Source organism: Pseudomonas sp. OTU750018 (assembly GCF_011636575.1).
Classification (GTDB): domain Bacteria; phylum Pseudomonadota; class Gammaproteobacteria; order Pseudomonadales; family Pseudomonadaceae; genus Aquipseudomonas; species Aquipseudomonas peli.
This window is the reverse complement of record NZ_JAAPAU010000002.1, coordinates 405,141-424,949: the sequence shown is the minus strand read 5'-3', so window position 1 is coordinate 424,949 and position 19,809 is coordinate 405,141. Positions and strand designations below refer to the sequence as shown.

The window sequence follows — 19,809 nt, the reverse complement described above, 5'->3', positions numbered from 1 at the left end:
ATGCCTTGCCACTCCGCCGCGCCATAAGCGCTGCGGGTTCTATTTCGTCACAGATAAAAACAAACAGGTGACGCATGACCCGTGAAAAACCAAAGAACCTCTGGCTCTCGCGCTGGGGCTTTATTCTTGCTGCAACCGGCTCCGCTGTGGGCCTGGGCAATATCTGGAAATTCCCCTACATCACCGGCGAATACGGCGGTGGTGCGTTTGTACTGATGTACCTGGCCTGCATCCTGGCCATCGGCATTCCGGTGATGATGACCGAGATCGCCATTGGTCGACGCGGCCGTGGCAGCCCCATTGATGCGATTGGTCGGGTGGTCAAGGAAAACGGCGGTAACCCGCTGTGGAAGGCCGTCGGCGGCATGGCCATGCTGGCCGGCTTTATGATCCTGTGTTTCTACGTGGTGGTGGCCGGTTGGGCCTTTGCCTATACGTGGAAGATGCTCGACGGCTCCTTGGCGGCAACCAGTGTCGAACAGTTGGGCGGGGTATTCGAAGCGCATAACGCCAACCCATGGCAACTCGGTGGCTGGAGCGTGTTGGTTGCGCTGCTGACCCTGTGGATTGTCGGCAAGGGCGTGCAGGCTGGTGTCGAAAAAGCCTTTCGCTGGATGATGCCGGGCCTGGCTGTAATGCTGATCGTACTGGTCGGCTATGCCTTCACCAGTGGCAGCTTCAAGGCCGGCTTTGATTTCCTGTTTACCTTCGATGCCTCGAAAATTACAGGCGAAGCGTTGCTGGCGGCTCTGGGCCATGCCTTCTTTACCCTGAGCCTGGCGTCCGGTGCGATTCTCACCTACGGCTCCTATATTCCTGACGGCCAGTCGATTACCCGTACCACCTTTATGGTGGTGGTCTGCGACACCTGCGTGGCGCTGCTGGCGGGGCTGGCGATCTTCCCGATCATCTTCGCCAACGGCATGAGTCCGAGCGCGGGACCTGGCCTGATCTTTATGAGCTTGCCGCTGGCCTTCCAGCAGATGCCGTTTGGCACTGTCTTCGGTGTGTTGTTCTTCGCCATGGTGTCGGTGGCGGCGCTGACCTCGGCCATCTCGATGATCGAGGCACTGGTTGCCTATCTCAACGAGAAACACGGCGTCAGCCGGGTCAAGGCCGCTGCCGCGTCCGGTGCGGTGCTGCTGGTGATCAGTCTGCTGGCGATGCTCTCGTTCAACCTGCTGGCCGGTTGGACGCCGCTGGGCAAGAACTTCTTCGACTGGCTGGATTACCTGACTTCGCGCTGGATGATGCCGCTGGGCGGGATCTTCATGGTGCTGCTGGCCGGTTACGCCCTGCGCGATGAAATCATGCGTGATGAGCTGAACCTGCCGCCGCTGGGCTATGCACTTTGGCTGTTTATGGTGCGCTACGTCAGCCCGGTGCTGATCATGGTGGTGTTCCTCCACGCTCTGGGCTGGTTGATGTTTGACCCGATTGCCCAGTGGTACTGGATTGCTGGCGCCATTGGCTTGCTCGCGGTGCTCGGTGAAGTGCTGCGACCACGAGTCGTACCGGCGCTTGCCGGGCGTTAATCACGCCAAGCTGAGCCGCAATAGAGAAGGGCGCACGGGCAAAAGCCGTGCGCCTTTTTTCTTATTTACAGATTGGTCCGCCATAACCTTGGCGTGGGCTTTTTGGCGATAAATCGCCACTCTCGGTAAGGCATCAGCGGAAACATGCCGATAAGCCGGGTTATCCGCAGCTTTCGACCTTTGGCTTTATCTCGCTGAACAACGGTCAACGGCTCTGGCTCGGGCCTTGGCGCTGATACCTAAGCCCGGGTCAGGCCTCTGGCGCAAGGGTTGCAATAAAGCGGGGCTAAACTGCCATCAGTTGTTCATGAGCTTGCCTAGGCCGCCATCACGCCGCCTTGCTGCGCTCGATAATAAAAACGGAGTTGTTGCTATGTCCTCTTCTGCCGCGCGTCTGTTCGCCGATCTGTCTGTCGGAAAAAAGCTTATGTGTGGCTTCGGCCTGGTGCTGTTGCTCACAGTTGCCGTTACCGGCAGTGGCTTTCTGGCAGTGCAAGCCGTGTTGGATGGGCATGCCAGTACCAGTGGTTTGTCGGCAATCGATGCGCAGGTGTTGCAGGCGCGCCGCGCCGAGCGTGATTTTGCTCTGCGGCAGAACAGCGAGGCCGCCGCGCAGGTGCGTGAGCAGTTGGATCGGGTCGGCGCCACGCTCGCTCAGCAGCTGGCGACCGCTTCCGGCGCCGATCAGGCGCGTCTGCAAAGCATGCAGCAGGCCATCGACGACTATCGCCGGCAGTTCGACAGCTTTGTCGAGCAGCAGAGCAATGCCCGCGCGGCGCGCACGCAGATGCGTGAAGCGGCCGGCGAGGCGCGTGATCAGTTCGATGTGATCGAACTGGATATGTATGACGCGGTACGTGAGCTGCGCCTGGAAGGTGACAAGCTGCGCGGCAGCGACCCGCTGACCCTGGCGGAAACCGCCTCGGGCCTGAGCAAACGCATGCTCGACCTGCGCGGCCATGAGAGCCAGTACATCATCGATGGCTCGGCCGAAGCCCTGGAAGAGTGGACCTATATCAATGACGACCTGCAAACCGTCGCACGCAGCTTGATGGTTTGGCTGGATGACGATCAGAAAGGCGCCATCGAAACGGCTTTGAAGGCGTTGACCCTGTATCAGCAGGCATTCACTAATTACCAACAGGTACGCGGGCAGAGCCAGCAGAGCGAAGTTGCCATGGTTGAACGTGCCCAGGCCGTGCTGGCATTGGTGGATGAAGCCAAGGTTCAGCAAGAGCAGGCCATGGCCGCTGATAGCCGCCAAGCCATGCTGTTGCTCGGCGCGATGGGCATTGCTGCGGTGATTATCGGCATGCTGGCGGCGCTGATTATCTCCCGCTTGATTGTTGCGCCCTTGCAGCAGACCGTGGTGTTTGCCCAGCGCATCGCAGCCGGCGACTTGACCCACGACCTGCCGCAGGATCGCCGTGACGAGCCGGGCCAACTGATGGCCGCCATGCAAGTGATGAGCGTGAGCCTGCGCACCCTGGTTGGGCGCATTGGCGGTGGCGTCAGCCAGATTGCTGCTGCCGCCGAGCAGCTGTCGGCGATTACCGCGCAAACCAGCGTTGGTGTGCAGAACCAGAAGATGGAAACCGAACAGACCGCCACCGCTATGCATGAAATGGCTGCAACCGTGCAGGAAGTGGCGCAGAACGCCGAGCAGGCTTCTTTGGCCGCCCGCGCCGCCGATCAGGAAGCGCAACAGGGCAACCAGGTGGTGCAGCAAGCTGTCAGCCAGATCAGCAGCTTGGCCAGCGAAGTTGAAGAATCTGCCGAAGCGATTGCCGCGCTGAATCAGGAAAGCGCTCGAATTGGCGGTGTGCTGGAGGTGATTCGCAACGTAGCTGAGCAGACCAATCTGCTCGCATTGAATGCGGCGATCGAAGCCGCACGGGCTGGCGAGCAGGGGCGTGGCTTTGCGGTGGTTGCCGATGAGGTCCGTGCCCTGGCCAAGCGCGCGCAGGACTCTACCGAAGAAATTGAAGGTCTGATCGCCAGCTTGCAGCGCCTGGCCAAGGGCGCCGTGGACAAGATGGACAGCAGCCGCAATCTGACGCAGCGCACTGTCACTCTGGCCGGCGAAGCTGGCGCTGCACTGGGCCGTATCACTCAGGCGGTGAGCACCATTGAGCAGATGAACCAGCAAATTGCTGCGGCCGCCGAAGAACAGAGCGCGGTGGCGGAAACCATCAGTGAAAGCGTGACGCGGGTGCGCGATATCGGCGAACAAAGCGCCAGTGCCAGTCAGCAAACAGCAACATCCAGTGCCGAACTGGCGCGCTTGGGCGTTGAGTTACAGGGGCTTGTGGCGCAGTTCCGCAGCTGATTGATGTGCGAAACTCACCGAGCGGTTGGGCTCGGTGGGCTGACCAAGGGTATTGAGTAACCGGCTCAGTGCGTGGCTCAGGTCTGAAATTGCAGCACGGCGTTCTGCATGCTGCGCGCAACGCGGTCGAGGCTTTGCGCCGCACTGGCCAACTCATTGACGGTGCGGCTGTTTTGTTGCGACATCTGCGCGATATGTTCGACTTGCTGCGCCACTTCACTGCTGGCACGGCTCTGCTCGTTGATGGTTTGCGATATTTCTTCCACCACTTCAGCTGCACGGTGCGCGCCGCCACGGATCTCGTTGATCGACTCACCGGCTTGACGAGCCAGCGCCACGCCATCACTGACCCGAGTTACCCCCGTCTGCATGCTGTTCACTGCTTGTTCGGTGCTACTACGGATGCGTTCGATCATCCCGGTGATTTCCTGGGTCGATTGCGCGGTACGTGCGGCGAGGTTGCGTACTTCATCGGCTACCACGGCAAAGCCACGACCTGCTTCACCGGCGCGAGCAGCCTCAATGGCCGCGTTGAGTGCGAGCAGGTTGGTTTGCTCGGCGATGCTTTTGATCACCTGGATGATCGAGTGAATTTCTTCGGACGATTCGCCCAGCGCGGTGATGGTGGCGCTGGATTCATTGACGGCTTCAGCGATCCGGCTCATGCCATCGACCACGCCCATGATGACCTGGCCGCCGTTACTGGCCAGGTGTTCCGAGTGCGAAGAAATTTCCTGAGCATTGCGTGCATGGCCGGCAATTTGTTCGATGTTTTGCATCATCTGTTCCATCGCGCCAGCCATGCTGCTGGCGCTTTGTGATTCTTCTGTGGTGCTGTGTACGATGCTCTGCGAAGCACCGTTGAGGTTGCGCGCTGTTTGCTGCAACTGCTCACCCTCCTGCCGAATGTCATCAATCATTTGCCGAAGGTTGGTTTGCATATCCGCCAGTGCTTGCTGCAGCTGTCCGGCTTCATCGTTACTGTCGATGGTGATGGTGCTACGCAGGTTGCCTTGAGCAATATTGCGCGCCACCCCGATGATTTTCTCCAGTGGGCGCAAAACGGCTTTCATTAACTGGGTGGTGAGCAGGCACAGCAGGCAGCAGACCATCAGAATGCCGCCAATCAGCAACCAGGCCGCCTGTTGCACGGCGGCCTCGCCGTCGCTACGGGTTTTTGCCGAATGCGTTTCGATCAGGCCGCTGAGGGCTTCGTTCTTTTCTTCCAGGTCGCCAAAGCTGGCATCGAAGGCAGCCATCTGTTGCCGTGCGGCCTGTGGGTCAGTCAGAGCCAGATTGACGATGCCCTCGGCCTGCTGAATGTAGCTGGCCAGGGCCGGCTGCGATTGGCTGATGGCCTGGCGAATATCCGCACTGAGCGGCAGTTTGGCGTTGTCATTCAGGGTACGGGTAAACCATTCGCTGTGCTCGCGCAGGTCATCGCGTACTTGGGTGACCGCCGCGCTGTCGGCGGGGTCGATATAGAAGGCTGCGAGTACATCGGCGCGCAGGGCGTCATGCATCATGTCGCCTTCCAAGTGGTTGCGCAGGGCGCTGACGCTCAGCTGATTCTCGTTGAGGGCACTGGCCAGGCGGGTTTGCCCCCAGAAACCAATGCTACCCAGCAGGGTGGCTGCGAGTACGCTGATAGCACCACAGGCGATCATTTTCTGCCGGATATTCATGGTTAGACTCCAACGGATAGAGGTTGGAGTTCAGCCTAGACCATGCGCAGCATCTCTGTAGGGCCGGCCTATGCAGGCCGGCAGGCTCGGTTATGGCAAGTCGCTGCTGGCCAGCGGCACTTTACGTAACTCATCAGCCCAGACCAGCAGCGGTACTTGCACCTCAGGCTGCCAGATGCGCGCCCACAGCAGCTGCAGGCGCGATACATCGCCGCGTTCTACCGGCAGGCGCTGTATGTTGTCATGTACGCGCCATTGGCCGCTTTCCAGGGTGGCGAAGTCGAAGCGGAAGGGGTGGAAGCCGGTCATGCCCAGGCGGATATCGGTCACGACCAAGTGATTACCGAGCTGGTCATAGCGCAGCACACCATTGGTAAACCAGGCCAGCCGGGCATGCGCTGGTGAATCTGCCAGCGCTGCTGCTAGGTGCGTCCCCCGGGGGATGCGCTCTAGCGTCGGTGGCGTATCGTCAAACCAGCTGACCAGCGCCTCGTGGTAATCCTCGCCATCCAAAACGATCACCCGCCACAGCAGGCTGTTGAACGGCGTGGTGGTGCTGAAGATTTGCTGGGGCTCGATGCCCTGACGCGCCAGTTCGGCTTCCACGCGTTGCTCGGCCATGTACTTACCCGCGACGGTAAAACCCAGGTACAGCGAAGACACCAGCAAGGCCAGTGCGGGCGCCTTGGTGGCCGTCTTCTGCCCAGTGGTGTCGCGTAAGCCATAAAGCAACCCGAGCGCCACGGCGATGCACAGTGGCACGGTGTAGAGCGGATCGATAATAAAGATGCTCGACCATGCAGTTGGTACAGGGGTTAGCGGCCAGAGCAACTGGGTGCCGTAACTGGTAAAGCTGTCGAGCAATGGGTGGGTAATCAGCACCAGCCACACCGTCACGAACAGACGTTGGGCGGAATAACCAGGGTGGTTGCGAAAGCGTCGTGTGATCCACGTCAGGAACAGCGCGAGACCGGTGAGGACAAACAGCGAATGGCTGAATCCCCGGTGGTAGGTCATATCAGCCACGGCGTCGCCATAATCTATGACTACATCCAGATCTGGCAATGTGCCGAGCATGGCGCCATAAAGCAGCGCCTTGCGTCCCTGCCAACGACCGAGCAGTGCGCCCTGAATAGTGGCGCCCAGTACCGCCTGGGTTATCGAGTCCATGACTGATCTCTGAATTAAACAGGCGGCTAAATTAGCCGAACGCCCAGGTTTTGGCAGCGGCTAATTTTCGAGCAAAGGTTTCAGTGGCGGACGTGATGGTCATGCACTTCTTGGGCGCTGAAGAGTAGCTGTGGGCGGTTTTCGCTATACCAGGCGATTAAGCCAGGCAAAGCCATCGGCCTGCCGTAGAAGTAGCCTTGGGCATAGTCGCTGCCAAGCGAGCGAATCTGCTGGTCATCAGCACGGTCTTCAATGCCCTCACAGATGACACTGAAATTGAATCCATGACACAGCTCGATAATGCTGCGCACAACCCTCTGCATTTGCAGATCCTTGCTGATGCCCTGGATAAAGGATTTATCAATTTTTATGCGCTGCACTTTTAAGCTGCTGAGGTAGGAGAGCGAGGAGTAACCGGTGCCGAAATCATCCAGTGCAATATCAATGCCTAGTGCATTTATCTGCTGCAGAATGCCTTGGCACTCATTGAAATTGGCCACAGAAATCGACTCGGTCATTTCCAGTAGCAACTGGTCTGCGCTTATGGGCGCATCCGCCAGCCATTTGGCCAGGCTGTTAGGTAAGCGAGGGGTGAACTGGGAAGGCGATACGTTGATAGAAAAGTACAGATGCTCGCGCATCTCGTCCGGCAGCTTATAAAGATCCTGCTTCAGTCGTTGCAGCAACCAGCGGCCAAACGTTAAGCCAAGCCGATTATTCTCGGCCAGTTCCACGACTTCCAGCGGCGAGATGTAACCCATGCTTGGATGGTTCCAGCGCAGCAACACCTCAACGCCCATGACATCTTGCTTGAGCCCGAGAATCGGCTGGTAATGCAGCGCGAGGCCGGGGAACGTGCCATTTATGGCGCGGCGTAGATCGCTCAGCAGCTGCTGGCTGCGCAGATAACGGTGGTTAATTTCTTCATCGAATACCTTGAGCCCACGGGTGTGGCTCAGGCGCATTTCGCGTGTAGCAAGCGTTGCGCAGTAGTAAAGCTTTTCGATGCTGTGGGTATTGTCGCTGTTGAATACGACGCCAATGCGGGCGTTGACCTGAAAAAGCTGTTTATCACTCTGGAAGTCAAAGCTCAGGGCTTTTGTCAGCGCTTTCAGGGTTTCAATGACCAAGTCTGCGGGGAAGCGTTCACTGAATGTCATAAGGAACTCATCACCGCCAACGCGCGCAATAAAGCTGCCTTCGGGTTTTAACTGGTTCAAGGTCTGGCCAATTCTTTCCAGTAGACGATCACCTGCCTCATGGCTGATGGTTTCGTTGACCGTACGAAAGTTGTTCATCTCAATGACCGCAACAGCACTGTAAGTGGCTGTGCGCATACTGGATGTTTGCAATGCCAATAGACTCTGGCGGTTGGGTAGCTGAGTCAGGGCGTCGTTGCGCGCAAGAAAGTTGTTGCGGCGGCTTTCAAAGAACAGCAGCGACAGCAGGGCTCCGCCGCAAAACAGTAAACCGAGCAGAAGGCCTTGAGTCAGAAAGCGCTGGGCATGAGCTTCATCGACGATACTGGCCGCCTCTGGGCCCGTGAAATTGCGCACAATCAGTCGTCGAATGGGCTGTTGGTACTGGCTATAAGCCGCAATCAATTGCTCGATTTGCTCGCTTGGCTGCAGTTGGGGCGCAAACAGCAGTGCTTCATCCTGTTTCAGCTGGTTCAGTAAGCTTCTTGCCAGCGCGGCGGCATCAAAGCGCTCGCGAATCGCTCGGTTTTCTTCACCATTGAGGAAAACTTCCAAACGGTTCCAGAGCAAGTCGTAATCAAGCTGCAGCTGTTCCGCCAGCAGCTTATCTGCCTGGAATAGTCGCAGGCTGGCATGAAACTTTAGAAATTCATGCTCAAGCTGGGCTAACGACCATGCGGATAGCTGGATACGGCTGGAGGTCAATTCTGCACTGCGCTGGCTGCTGATGAGTGATGCCGCGATACCAATGGCAAAGCCCAGTGTCACCAACAACAAAAAGACATAGCGCAGACGCCGCATCTGAATTACTCACTGATCTGCAGAGATTTGAGCTGCCAGACCATGGCGTGGTGGTGTTCTTCTTTGCGTAACTGCGGATAGTCGTTCAGCGGATACATGATCCAGATGGGCCCTTTGTCGCGTACACGCATCAATTGCTGATTGCGGCGGGTTGCCAAAATGACCGGGTACTCTAGCGAGGCATCACTGCTGAACTCAGTGCTGTAATCATTCAGTGCCGTTGCACTTATCTTGTTGCCTTTGGCGCCCAGGGCTGTGAGCAATTCACTCAGTCTGACACCTGAATAGCTGTCGGTGGTTTCAGTCCAGGGGGTCATGGTGCTGACAACGCTCTGCGGCAGAGCATCCAGGCGTTGCAGGTCAAAATAGGCAGTGCCACTGGGGCAGCAGTCCAGTTCGCCGCTGATAGTCAGTATCAGCGGCCCTGACGGTTGCTCCTGCCAGGAAGTCTCCGCCCAAGGCGCTGAACTGATAGTCAGTAAAACAAGTGTTGAAAACAGGCGGCGAGCGGAGAAGGTCATAAGGTGACTCCGTAGAAGAAGCAGGCACTACTGATACTGTCGCGCTGTAGGATTGTAGAACATAGCGGATGATATCACTGTGCCATTGCTCTGCCGGAATCAATAGTGCAAATCGCCCCGCGCATTGGAATCTATGGCCTCTGCGCCAGGGCTCTCCTTGCCTACAGTCATAACTTAAAGAAGCTGACTTTGTCCGTTAGGCGATTGGCCAGGGTGGCCAGTTCACGGCTGGAGGCTGCCACCTGTTCGGAGCCGGAGGAGGTTTCCAGGGTGGCGCTGTGGATGCGGTTGATGTTCTGGTTGACCTCTTCAGCCACCGCGCTTTGCTCTTCCGAGGCGCTGGCGATCTGTGCGTTCATTTCGTTGATGGCGGTGACTTCGCGGCGAATCTTGTTCAGCGCAGTTTCGGCCTGACCGGTCTGTTCGACGGTCTGTTGGGCCAGTTGACGGCTATTGCGCATTACTTCTGCGGCTTTGCCAGCACCTTCCTGCAGCTTGCCGATCATGCCGCGAATTTCCCGGGTGGAATCCTGAGTACGGGTAGCTAGGGAGCGTACTTCGTCGGCCACCACGGCAAAGCCACGGCCATGTTCGCCCGCTCGTGCGGCCTCAATGGCGGCGTTAAGGGCGAGCAGGTTGGTTTGCTCGGCAATGGAGGTAATCACCTCGATGATTTTCTCGATGCTCTCGCTGTCCGTGGACACCTGCTGCACGCTTTCGGCAGCGCTTTCCAGGGTGCGCGCCAGGTTCTGGATGGCGCTGGCGGTAGCGCCGACCACTTGATTGCCGGTGGCGACTTCGCTGTCTGCGTTGCGGGTGGCGGAGGCTGCACTGGCTGCGTAGTTGGCCACTTCATTGACGGTGGCGGCCATCTGGTTGATGGCGGTGGCCATCTGCTCAGCCTCGCTGGATTGCAGGCGGATCTGCTTATTGTTGCTGTCGGATGTGGTCAGCAGTTGGTCTGAGGCCAGAGTCAGTTCGCTGGCGGCTCCGCGTACCTGGGTAATGGTATCAGCCAGGTGTTTGACCATGTCCTGCAGGGCGCCCATAACGCTGTCCGGATAGTGGGTCTGGATGCGTTGATTGAGTTCGCCATTGGCCAGACGCTGAATAATCTCGGCGACTTTGTAGGGTTCGGCGCCCAGCGTGGATTTCAACTTGTTGATGATGATCAGTGACACGCCAATGCTCAGCAGTACGGCCGCCGCGGTAACCAGCAGAATCAGCAGGCGAAAGCCGCCGGCGGCCTCACGCACCGCACCAATATCCTGGCCGATTTCTTGTTCCTGATGGTCGATATAAGCATTGATGCGTTTGAGCCATTCGCCATAAGCCGGAGAGGCTTGCTCCATCAGCAGAGTTCTAGCTGCGTCCGTATCGCCTTGACTGCGCAGGCTGACCAATTGCTCGGTCAAGGCCAGGGTGCTGCGCTCAATAGTTTGAATATCGCTCAGAAGACGCTGTTCGGTAGCTGTTGGCGCTTGTTCGCGCAGCAAGCTGTCCATGGATCGCGCCGACTCTTGATAAAAGTCTTTAAGGCGTTGAATTTCGCTCAGTTGACGGTTCAGCGCCACATCGTTATCCACCAACACGGCATCGCGGATGGCGATGGCGCGATCATGCACGCTGCCACGAAAGTTGATGGCATAACGCTGCTTGAGCGAGGCCCCTTCACTGACTGCGGTCAGGGTCTCGTCGATAAAGCCAACGCGTATTACACCGATGAGGGTAATTAGGATCATCAGTGACAGGATCAAGCCAAATCCAAGGCTCAGGCGTTGCGCAATACTCAATTGTGATTGCATGAAATCGACTCCTCTTGCCCCTTGGGGCGGCGACTGCTTATAGCGTTAAGGGGAGGCTCAGCAGGTGGTGAGTACTCTCTTATGCAAATCTTATACATAATAATTGCTTTGTACAATTTTGTTTTGGGTTTTAGCCATAGTGATAGATGGCCGGTAACGGCGCTGCACAGGAGTCCTTGAAATGGCCGTAATGCCCGCAAATATGGGGTTTATTGAGGTTCAGGAAGGGCGAATTGATCTGCCAAGCTGAGCAGGCAGATCATCTGTCGGGTTATACGAAAGTTGTACAGGCTGAGCGTGAGGCTGTAATAGCCTTATGCCGATTGATCATGAGCAGGCCGCTGTATACGGCCTGGGTAGCCTTGATCAGAACGAGGCGAGTATGCGCCCCAGCACAGCCATCGCCTGTTCGCTCTGCGCATCCCAGGGGTGGCCATAGTTCAGGCGAGCGCAGTTGCCGAAGCGCCGGGTGGCCGAGAAGATCGGCCCTGGTGCCAGGCTGATGCCCTGGGCCAGGGCCAGTCGGAACAGGCGCAGTGCATCAACCTGCTCAGGGAACTCGAACCAGAGGAAATAGCCCCCGTTGGGGCGAGAGACCTTGGTCGTGGCGGGGAAATGGCGTGCGGCGGAGGCGAGCATTGACGCCTGTTGCGCTTCCAGAGCATGGCGCAGTTTGCGCAGGTGGCGATCGTAGCCGCCGTGCTGCAGGTAATCGGCCAGGGCGGCCTGGGCTGGTACGGAGGGGGAGATGGTGGTCATCAGCTTGAGCCGGCTGATCTGCTCGGCATAACGTCCGCCGGCCACCCAGCCAACCCGATAACCCGGGGCCAAGCATTTGGAGAACGAGCCGCAGTGCATCACCAGGCCGTCGCGGTCGAAGCTCTTGACGGGTTTAGGTGGTTGGCTGCCGAAGTACAGTTCGGCGTACACGTCATCTTCTATAAGCGGTACTTGATGGCGATGGAGCACCTCATAAAGGGCGCGCTTTTTGTCATCGCTCATGCTCGCGCCCAGCGGGTTCTGCAGGCTGCTCATAAACCAGCAGGCTTTGATTGGCAGGCTGGCCAGACGTTCGCTGAGCACGTCCAGGTCGATGCCTTCACGTGGGTTGACCGGGATTTCCACGGCCTTGAGCTTCAAGCGCTCCAGCACCTGCAGCGTGGCGTAAAAGGCGGGCGCCTCGATGGCCACCAGATCACCGGGTTGGGTGACGGTTTGCAGGCACAGATTGAGTGCTTCCATGGCGCCACTGGTGATCACCAGTTCTTCCAAAGGCAGCATCACGCCGCTGACCATGTAGCGCAGGGCAATTTGCCGGCGCAGGCTGGGGTTGCCCTCGGTCATGTCGGCAATCACCGCCTGTGGCTGCATGTCGCGCACGCTCTGGGCCATTGAACGGGCCAGGCGTGGCAGGGGAAATAGCTGTGGGCTGGGGAACGCCGAACCGAATGGCACAGTGCCGGGGTCTTTTAGCGACGCAAGGACTGAGAACACCAACTCGCTGACATCCACCTCGGTGGTCTGGGTCGGCTGTTGACTGGTTTCCGGTTCGGCCAGGGAATGCCGCGCCAGCTCGCGCACGAAGTAACCGGAGCGGGCGCGCGCCTGGATCAGGCCACGGTCTTCCAGCAGGTAATAGGCCTGGAACACCGTGGATGGGCTGACCCCATAGGTGCGGCTGGCGTGGCGCACCGAGGGCACTTTTTCACCAGGCGCGAGCATGCCGCTGCGGATCAGTTCGGCAATCTGGTCGGCAAATATCTCGTAGCGTTTCATCGTGTCCGTAGGTGCGCGTTGCAGATTCGCGCACTCTACGAGGAGTTGCCTGACCATGCGACTGTCAGCGCCCACTGGGTGAGAGAAAGATGCTCTGCGTCTGTGCCTGCTCACGGGCATTGGCCAGGTTCTGGATCACGAACTGCACGGGTAGGGTGCTGGATGTGGCCTGCTGGTTTTCCTGGATCACGGTCACCGGTACGTCGAGGATTTCCCCAGGGTTGAGCTGCAGTTGCGCAGGAGCCTGTAGACGCAGATCAGGGCTGTCGGCCAGTGTCAGCGCATAGCGCTGTGGTTGCTGGGTCTTGTTGATCACCTTGAGCAGGTAGGTGTTCTCGATCTGCCCCAATTGGTTCTCACGGAACATGCTGCGGTCTTTGGCTGCATCAATGGACAGCATCGAGCGGTCATGCAATGCCCAGATGAAGGCCCCGATCATCAATACCAACGCGATGCCGTAGCCAATCAGCCGTGGCCGAAGCCAGTGGGTTTTGCCACCCTGCAGTTCGCGTTCTGAGTGGTAGCCAACCAGGCCCCGGGCATAGCCCATTTTGTCCATGATGGAATCGCATGCATCGATGCATGCTCCGCAGCTGATGCAGTCGATCTGCAGGCCATCACGGATGTCGATACCGGTGGGGCACACTTGCACGCACATATAACAGTCGATGCAATCACCCAGTCCTTCAGCTTTGTGATCGCTTTCCTTCTTACGTGGGCCACGGCCTTCACCACGCGTGGCGTCGTAGGCCACCAGCAGGGTGTCGTCGTCAAACATGGCACTTTGAAAGCGTGAGTAGGGGCACATGTGCACGCAGACTTTCTCACGCAGCCAACCGGCGTTCAGGTATGTAGCCGTCATAAAAAACAGTACCCAGACCAGCGTGCCGCTCTCCAGTTGAAAACTCAGCAGTTCGCGGGTGAGCTCACGGATTGGCGTGAAGTAGCCAATAAAGGTCAGGGCCGTGAGCAGGCTAACCGCCAGCCAGATGGCGTGCTTGGCACTGCGCCGCGCCAACTTGTTCAGCGACCAGGGGGCCGCATCCAGCTTGATCCTTTGGTGGCGTTCGCCCTCGGTGATCTTCTCCGCCCACATGAACACCCAGGTCCACACACTTTGCGGGCAGGTGTAGCCACACCATACGCGCCCAGCCACTACCGTGATGGCGAACAAACCGAAGGCGGCGATGATCAGTAATGCTGAGAGCAATATGAAGTCTTGCGGCCAGAAGGTTGCGCCAAAAATGTAGTAGCGGTGCTCGGCCAAGTTCCACAGCACCGCCTGCCGGCCATCCCAGTCAAGCCATGCGGTGCCGAAGAAAATCAGAAACAGCAAACCTGCTCCGTACAGGCGCAGGTTACGAAAACGGCCGCTGAAACTGCGGGTATGAATCGGTCCACCCGCTTGTGAAGGCGTCAGGCGGATAGGTTGGCGCGGGTCGATGGTTTCGATGATCTGCGCAGGTATGCGTTCGCTCATTGCGGGCCTCGTCGGGCTTTATCAGGCGAGGGGCATAATGCGAGCACGTCTGTTTGAGTAACAGACTCAGGTTTTCAAATAAAAAGCGGATCAGATGCGCGGTGGCACCGTCGGTGCTGGCAGTTCTGCGCGGTGCGAGTGATGACCGCAGCACATTCACAGGGCAATGGCTGATGCACCAAGTGCCACAACCATGGGGCAACTCAGTATCGGCAGCACGAGTCAGGTCGCGCGTGAGTAGCGGGTAGGCATTCCCAGCACTCGCAACTGCAAGGGGTACTTATGTGATGTGGCTGCTGGTGATTGTATTGCGCCCACTGCGCTTGGAGCTGTACATGGCGCGGTCGGCGTTTTGCAGCAGCGTTTGCGCATCGCTGCCGTCTTGCGGGTACAGGCTGATACCGAGACTGGCCCTTACCTGAAGGTCTTTACCATCAATTAACAGACGGTTTTGCAGCAAGGACAGGAGTTTTTGAGCTATTCCCAGCAGGGTCGCGCGGCTTTCCACCTCGTCAAACAGAATAACGAACTCATCACCGCCCAGGCGGGCCACGGTATCCCCGCTGCGGGTCACTGAAACCAGCAGGTGTGCCACGTTACTCAACACCTCGTCACCGGCAGCGTGGCCATGGGTGTCGTTGATCTCCTTGAAGTGATCAAGGTCGACATAGAGCAACCCCAATAATTTCCCGCTGCGCTCTGCGTTGCTGATTGCATGTTCTAAACGATCGAAAAACAGGCGGCGATTGGGTAGCCCGGTCAATGGGTCGATATGCGCCATGCGCTGCAGCTCTTGCTGGTTGGTGTTGAGCTGGATGATCTGGGCAAGGATTTTCTCCTGCATGGCACGGATATCCCGTGCCAGCTTGCCGAGCTCGTCCCCCCGCTCGGTTGGCAGGGGCTGCAGGCTGAGGTCTTGGCTGAAGTGGGCTATCGCCAGGCCGATTTGGTTTAACGGGCGAATCATTTGTCGTGCAAGCCACAGGGACAGTATCAGGGTGATAAGGCCGAGCGCGGCGATGATCTGAATCAGGCGCTGATCGAGTGCTTGGGATGCTTGCAGAATATGTTTTTCGGGAACCGCTAGACCGAGGAGTAAATGATTACTTTCGGCTTCGATGCTGATGGTCGTGAATGCCGCCAGTCGTGAGGGCTGTTCGCGTTTAGCGGGCAGAATGCCAAGCATGCTGCTGCTTTTACCGCTCAGCAGCGTAAGAATCTCCGGCAGCTGAGCTTGCAGCATGGCAATAGAGCCTTGATCTTGGGATTGCTCACGCTCTGGATTGAGGAGTAATTCGCCCTGGCTGTTGGCTAAAAAAAACTGGTAGTAGTCCGGTAGCTCACGCTTTAGCCGGCTGAACAGCGTTTTAACGTCGATGCTCAGCACGATCACCCCCACGGCACGGGGTTCGTTTGTCCAAATGGGGCTGGCGATGTGCAGCGTTAAGGCTTTGTCGGGATCCAGGCGCGAAGGGGCTATCTCAGAGAAGAATTGCTGGCCGGGCGACAGTTTCAGCGTTTTGAATACATAGGGAATGTGGCCCTTTTCTTGTAACGCCGTGCTGGCAACGATGCCCTGACGATCAACATTGATGCGTTCTAAACCATAGTTTTTGGCTTCGATCAGACGAATCCGTTGGTACTCGGGGTGAGCATCCAGCATCGAGGTGAACAGCCTGGCTAACTCCTCTACCTCCTTGCTGTTATTCGGCATGTCTTGCAGCACTTCAACCGGTTGCGATTGGTCGCTCAGTACCTTTAGGTCTCTGGCAAAATTTTCCAGGCTGATCTGCAGGTTACGTCCCAGCACTTGGTTGGCCAGCAGCAGGTCGCGTTTGGCAGCCGCAATCAATATTTGCTTGCTGCTACTGAGCGAGTAATAACTGGCAATACCGCCCAGCAGCAAGCCGAACATGCAAAGCAGTACGGTGAGTTTATTGCCCAGGCGTAATTTCAAGGCAGCACCACATTTCCCGGACGATCACCGGCGAGTATGGATTTCCAGAGCTTGGCGCGCAGTTCAGCGTTTGCCACCGGCTCTAGCCAAATCAGGCGCAGAGGAGCACTGGAGGCTTGCAGGGTACGCAGTGTGTTTTCCAGGCCATGGCGCTCGGTCAGAGCACCGCTGACTTGCGGTTCCAGGGTGTAGTTGATCCATTGTTCAGCCAGGTCACGGTGGGGGGTGGTGCGGGTAATGGCCCAGCAATCGAGCCAGGCAAGAGCACCTTCCTGGGGGATCACGTAACCCACATCAGCGCCCGCATCTTGGAGTAACTTGAGTTGCTGTCGACCGTAGTTGGCGTACATCAAGGCAATGGAGTTTTGCATGAACAGGCTGACGGACTCTTCTGGCAGGCTGTAGAAGCTCAACACGTTGCGCCGCAGTGCAATAAGCTTGTCTACGGTGGCGGGCATGTCTTCGCTGGGGATGGCGAAGGGCGGTTTAGCCAAGGTTTGCCTGGCCAGGGAGAAGTTATGACTGCTGCCGTCATAGGCCAGCACTTGGCCCTGCCAGCGTAGGTCCCACAGGCTGTTGATGGAGGTCGGCGGGCGGCTCATCATTTTGCGGTTATAGATCAACCCCATCTCGCCATAGGCATACGGAACGCCATACGCCTGCCCATCGTGCATCAAGCCTGGGATGTCATTGAGTTGACGGAACTGTTGAAGCTGGCGGCTACGCTGGGTCAAATTCGACAAGCGCAGAGGCTGCAGTAGTTGCTGCTGCACGAAATAGTTGATTTCTGAGGTGTTGGCCGCAATCACATCGTAATGTTGGCCGCCATCCTTACTCAATTTCAGGCGCAACTCATCATCGTTGCCGACAAGGGTGACTTCCACGTCAGCGTCATAGCGTTCGGCAAAGGCTTCGACTAAGTCCGCATCGGCATAGCCGGGCCAAGCCAGCACGCGTAGCAGCGGCTTGGCGTGTAATGATGAGCAAAACAGGGTTAACAGGACCAAGGTCAGGAGCGAGCGGAGTGGCATAGCAATGGCCTCTGTTTTTCCACAGTCTAGGTCACTCATAGCCTAGTGCAGTAGCGCCTTGTGCTTGTTTAACGTGAATGGTTTTTCCGAGCCATATCAATCGTCTGGCTGTGTGCAGCTAATGCGTTTACTTCGTATTTCCTTCTCATGCGTTTGCATCGCTCTGTGCCAATGGCGCGTGCTCGCGACAGGCGTCATGTGTAGCCGTTAACGGCGATACTGGGCGCGCAAATAAACGATGGTCGAGAGCCCCGTAAACCGTTCACTAAACCATCTGATGCGTATTTTCGTGGGGGATGTGCCGCTGTTTAGCTGTGGGGCCCAGGTTTTGTGTGGCCAGCTACAACCTCATTGGGCTCGTGACATGCCACTGAGGCGATCGAACCGCTTCCTTGCTTCGCCGTCGCGCGCATTGCGCTTAGCTGCATTGTGTCGACAGGCAGTGCTGCGAGTTATCCTGTGCGCCCTGGTTTCTGAACTTGCACGCCATGCTGATCATTTCCAACAGCGTTCACCTGCCCGACGATGAGGTCGAGCTGACCGCCATTCGTGCCCAGGGCGCAGGCGGGCAGAACGTCAATAAGGTGTCCAGCGCGATCCATCTGCGTTTCGATATCCAGGCATCCAGCTTGCCACCGTTCTATAAGGAGCGGCTGCTGGCGTTGCGCGACGGGCGCATCACCGCCGAAGGTGTGGTGGTTATCAAAGCCCAGCAGTACCGCACCCAGGAGCAGAACCGCGCCGACGCGCTGGAGCGCCTGGCCGAGCTGATTCGCAGCGCCGCTAAGACTGAGAAAGCCCGCCGTCCGACCAAACCGACCCTGGGTTCGAAAAAACGCCGCCTGGAAGGCAAGAGCATCCGCGGTACGATCAAGGCCGGGCGTGGCAAGGTCGACTTCTAATAATCTGCTTACAGTCCGCTGCGTGGTTAAAACAGCCGCTATCAGCTTATTTTCGTGAGTAAATGCAGTGTTTTTAGGCGTGAATATTTGACTAATATGCATGAATGAAAACGACCCTTGATGAACTGCTGGCCTTTGTTAGCGTGGTGGACGGCGGCTCGATCAGTGCCGCTGCCGAACAACTGACGCAGACGGCTTCCGGTGTCAGCCGTGCGCTGAGTCGGCTGGAAGAAAAGCTCGATGTCACCCTTTTGCGCCGCACCACCCGGCGTCTGGAGCTGACCGAGGAGGGCCAGGCCTTCTTGGTACAGGCGCGCAAAATACTTGATGCCGTGGAAAGCGCCGAAGAGCAGATGATGAAGCGGCGGCAGAAGCCAGCAGGGCGCTTGCGGGTGAATGCCGCCGCGCCTTTCATGCTGCATGCAGTGGTACCGCTGGTGGCGGGTTTTCGGGCGCAATACCCGGAGATTCAGCTGGAGCTGCACAGCAGCGACCAGATCATCGATCTGCTGGAGCAGCGCACCGACGTGGCAATACGTATCGGTCCATTACGCGACTCCACCCTGCATGCGCGCCCACTGGGCAGTAATCGCCTGCGTATTCTTGCCAGCCCGGCTTACCTCAAGGCACAGGGCATGCCGAAACGTGTTGAAGATCTGAGCGGGCATAGCTTGCTCGGCTTTACCCAGCCCGACAGCCTTAACCAATGGCCGCTGCGCCATGCGCTGGGCGATGCCTACAGCATTACTCCGAGTCTGAGCGCGTCCAGCGGCGAGACGTTACGTCAGCTGGCCTTGAGCGGCGCTGGAATCGTCTGCCTGGCAGACTTTATGACCGGCGCTGACCGGGCCAACGGTGCGTTGGTGCAGTTGATGGCCCGCGACACCGTCGAGGTGCGTCAACCGATTCATGCGGTGTATTACCGCAACACCGCGCTGACCTCGCGCATCACCTGCTTTCTCGATTACCTGAGCAGTCAGCTGGCTGAGTGTCCGCTGCCTCACCCGCGTCAGCTGTGAGTGGGGGTTAACTTCAGTACTTTTTGCACGCCTGTCGATTGGCCATTTCGCCGTTCGACCAGCGTACAGAACCTAGCCTTGGGTTTGCGGTCTGCCATTACATACCCGGAAAAAGCCCCAGTGGCAGGCTATCAATCAAGTACGCGAGTTCTAAGGAGAGTGCAGATGAAGATCCATACCTACTTGACCTTCGATGGCCAGTGCGAAGCGGCCTTTAACTATTACGCTGAATGCCTGGGCGGCAGTCTGGAGCTGATGCGCATGGGCGAAAGCCCGGAAGCAGGCAATGTGCCGGAGCAGTTTCATGACCGTGTGATGCACGTGTGCCTGACCGTGGGCGATCAGCTGCTGATGGCGTCCGACACCTTCCCCGGTATGCCGTACGAGGGCATCAAAGGCGCTTCCGTCTCCCTGCAGGTGGAAAATGTGCCAGAGGCCGAGCGCCTGTATAAAGCGCTGTCAGCGGGCGGTTCGGTGCAGATGGAGTTGCAGGCGACCTTCTGGGCCACGCGCTTTGCCATGTTCACCGACCGCTTTGGCGTCGGCTGGATGATTAACTGCGATATTGATGCGCAGATGGGCTAGGTATGCAGGCTTGG

General features: G+C 57.8%; 14 protein-coding genes and 3 pseudogenes. 6 read left to right on the top strand and 11 right to left on the bottom strand.

Going from position 1 to position 19,809, the window contains the following annotated elements:
* Positions 1 to 74 precede the first annotated feature (74 nt).
* From HCI85_RS10760 to HCI85_RS21325, 3 genes and pseudogenes are all read left to right on the top strand, one after another.
* The gene (locus tag HCI85_RS10760; RefSeq protein WP_167144707.1) at positions 75 to 1,535 is read left to right on the top strand and encodes a sodium-dependent transporter; all 1,461 of its coding nucleotides are present in this window, start codon (positions 75 to 77) and stop codon (positions 1,533 to 1,535) included.
* Between the two features lie 307 nt (positions 1,536 to 1,842).
* Positions 1,843 to 3,006 (top strand): annotated as a pseudogene (locus HCI85_RS21330) (methyl-accepting chemotaxis protein); the annotation flags it as partial.
* The gene (locus tag HCI85_RS21325) at positions 2,983 to 3,864 is read left to right on the top strand and encodes a methyl-accepting chemotaxis protein (protein ID WP_372239950.1); all 882 of its coding nucleotides are present in this window, start codon (positions 2,983 to 2,985) and stop codon (positions 3,862 to 3,864) included. The pseudogene HCI85_RS21330 and the gene HCI85_RS21325, both read left to right, overlap by 24 nt.
* 77 nt (positions 3,865 to 3,941) lie before the next feature.
* Here the strand turns inward: HCI85_RS21325 and HCI85_RS21320 are convergent, their stop codons facing one another.
* From HCI85_RS21320 to HCI85_RS10710, 11 genes and pseudogenes are all read right to left on the bottom strand, one after another.
* Positions 3,942 to 4,655 carry a methyl-accepting chemotaxis protein gene (locus HCI85_RS21320; protein ID WP_446730788.1) on the bottom strand — a complete coding sequence of 238 codons (714 nt, stop codon included), beginning with the start codon at positions 4,653 to 4,655 and terminating at the stop codon, positions 3,942 to 3,944.
* Positions 4,656 to 4,796: 141 nt separating this feature from the next.
* Positions 4,797 to 5,549 (bottom strand): annotated as a pseudogene (locus HCI85_RS21315) (HAMP domain-containing protein); the annotation flags it as partial.
* Positions 5,550 to 5,639: 90 nt separating this feature from the next.
* On the bottom strand, positions 5,640 to 6,719 hold the full coding sequence (locus tag HCI85_RS10745; protein WP_167144704.1) for a metal-dependent hydrolase: 1,080 nt from the start codon (positions 6,717 to 6,719) through the stop codon (positions 5,640 to 5,642).
* Positions 6,720 to 6,799: 80 nt separating this feature from the next.
* Positions 6,800 to 8,719 carry a putative bifunctional diguanylate cyclase/phosphodiesterase gene (locus HCI85_RS10740; protein ID WP_167144703.1) on the bottom strand — a complete coding sequence of 640 codons (1,920 nt, stop codon included), beginning with the start codon at positions 8,717 to 8,719 and terminating at the stop codon, positions 6,800 to 6,802.
* A gap of 5 nt (positions 8,720 to 8,724) precedes the next feature.
* The gene (locus HCI85_RS10735; RefSeq protein WP_160087118.1) at positions 8,725 to 9,240 is read right to left on the bottom strand and encodes a hypothetical protein; all 516 of its coding nucleotides are present in this window, start codon (positions 9,238 to 9,240) and stop codon (positions 8,725 to 8,727) included.
* Between the two features lie 167 nt (positions 9,241 to 9,407).
* Complete coding sequence (locus tag HCI85_RS21310) at positions 9,408 to 10,112, bottom strand: methyl-accepting chemotaxis protein (RefSeq protein ID WP_372239949.1); 705 nt, start codon at positions 10,110 to 10,112, stop codon at positions 9,408 to 9,410.
* 420 nt (positions 10,113 to 10,532) lie between these two features.
* A pseudogene (locus tag HCI85_RS21305) lies at positions 10,533 to 11,045 on the bottom strand (MCP four helix bundle domain-containing protein); the annotation flags it as partial.
* Positions 11,046 to 11,411: 366 nt separating this feature from the next.
* Entirely contained in the window at positions 11,412 to 12,821 is a 1,410-nt protein-coding gene (gene mapR / locus HCI85_RS10725) for a GntR family transcriptional regulator MpaR (protein ID WP_167144701.1), read from the bottom strand.
* A gap of 64 nt (positions 12,822 to 12,885) precedes the next feature.
* A complete protein-coding gene (gene ccoG, locus HCI85_RS10720; protein ID WP_167144700.1) occupies positions 12,886 to 14,301 on the bottom strand; it encodes a cytochrome c oxidase accessory protein CcoG in 1,416 nt (471 codons plus the stop codon).
* Between the two features lie 280 nt (positions 14,302 to 14,581).
* Positions 14,582 to 16,207, bottom strand: a complete 1,626-nt coding sequence (locus HCI85_RS10715) for a GGDEF domain-containing protein (RefSeq protein WP_167144699.1) — start codon at positions 16,205 to 16,207, stop codon at positions 14,582 to 14,584.
* A 47-nt stretch (positions 16,208 to 16,254) separates the two neighbouring features.
* Positions 16,255 to 17,211: an extracellular solute-binding protein gene (locus tag HCI85_RS10710; RefSeq protein WP_241693769.1), complete on the bottom strand. Its 957-nt coding sequence runs from the start codon at positions 17,209 to 17,211 to the stop codon at positions 16,255 to 16,257.
* A gap of 566 nt (positions 17,212 to 17,777) precedes the next feature.
* Between HCI85_RS10710 and arfB the strand changes: the two genes are divergently transcribed.
* From arfB to HCI85_RS10695, 3 genes are all read left to right on the top strand, one after another.
* On the top strand, positions 17,778 to 18,191 hold the full coding sequence (arfB, locus tag HCI85_RS10705; RefSeq protein WP_167144697.1) for an alternative ribosome rescue aminoacyl-tRNA hydrolase ArfB: 414 nt from the start codon (positions 17,778 to 17,780) through the stop codon (positions 18,189 to 18,191).
* A gap of 104 nt (positions 18,192 to 18,295) precedes the next feature.
* A complete protein-coding gene (locus HCI85_RS10700; RefSeq protein ID WP_167144696.1) occupies positions 18,296 to 19,210 on the top strand; it encodes a LysR family transcriptional regulator in 915 nt (304 codons plus the stop codon).
* Positions 19,211 to 19,375: 165 nt separating this feature from the next.
* Entirely contained in the window at positions 19,376 to 19,795 is a 420-nt protein-coding gene (locus tag HCI85_RS10695) for a VOC family protein (protein WP_167144695.1), read from the top strand.
* The last annotated feature ends 14 nt before the right edge of the window (positions 19,796 to 19,809 follow it).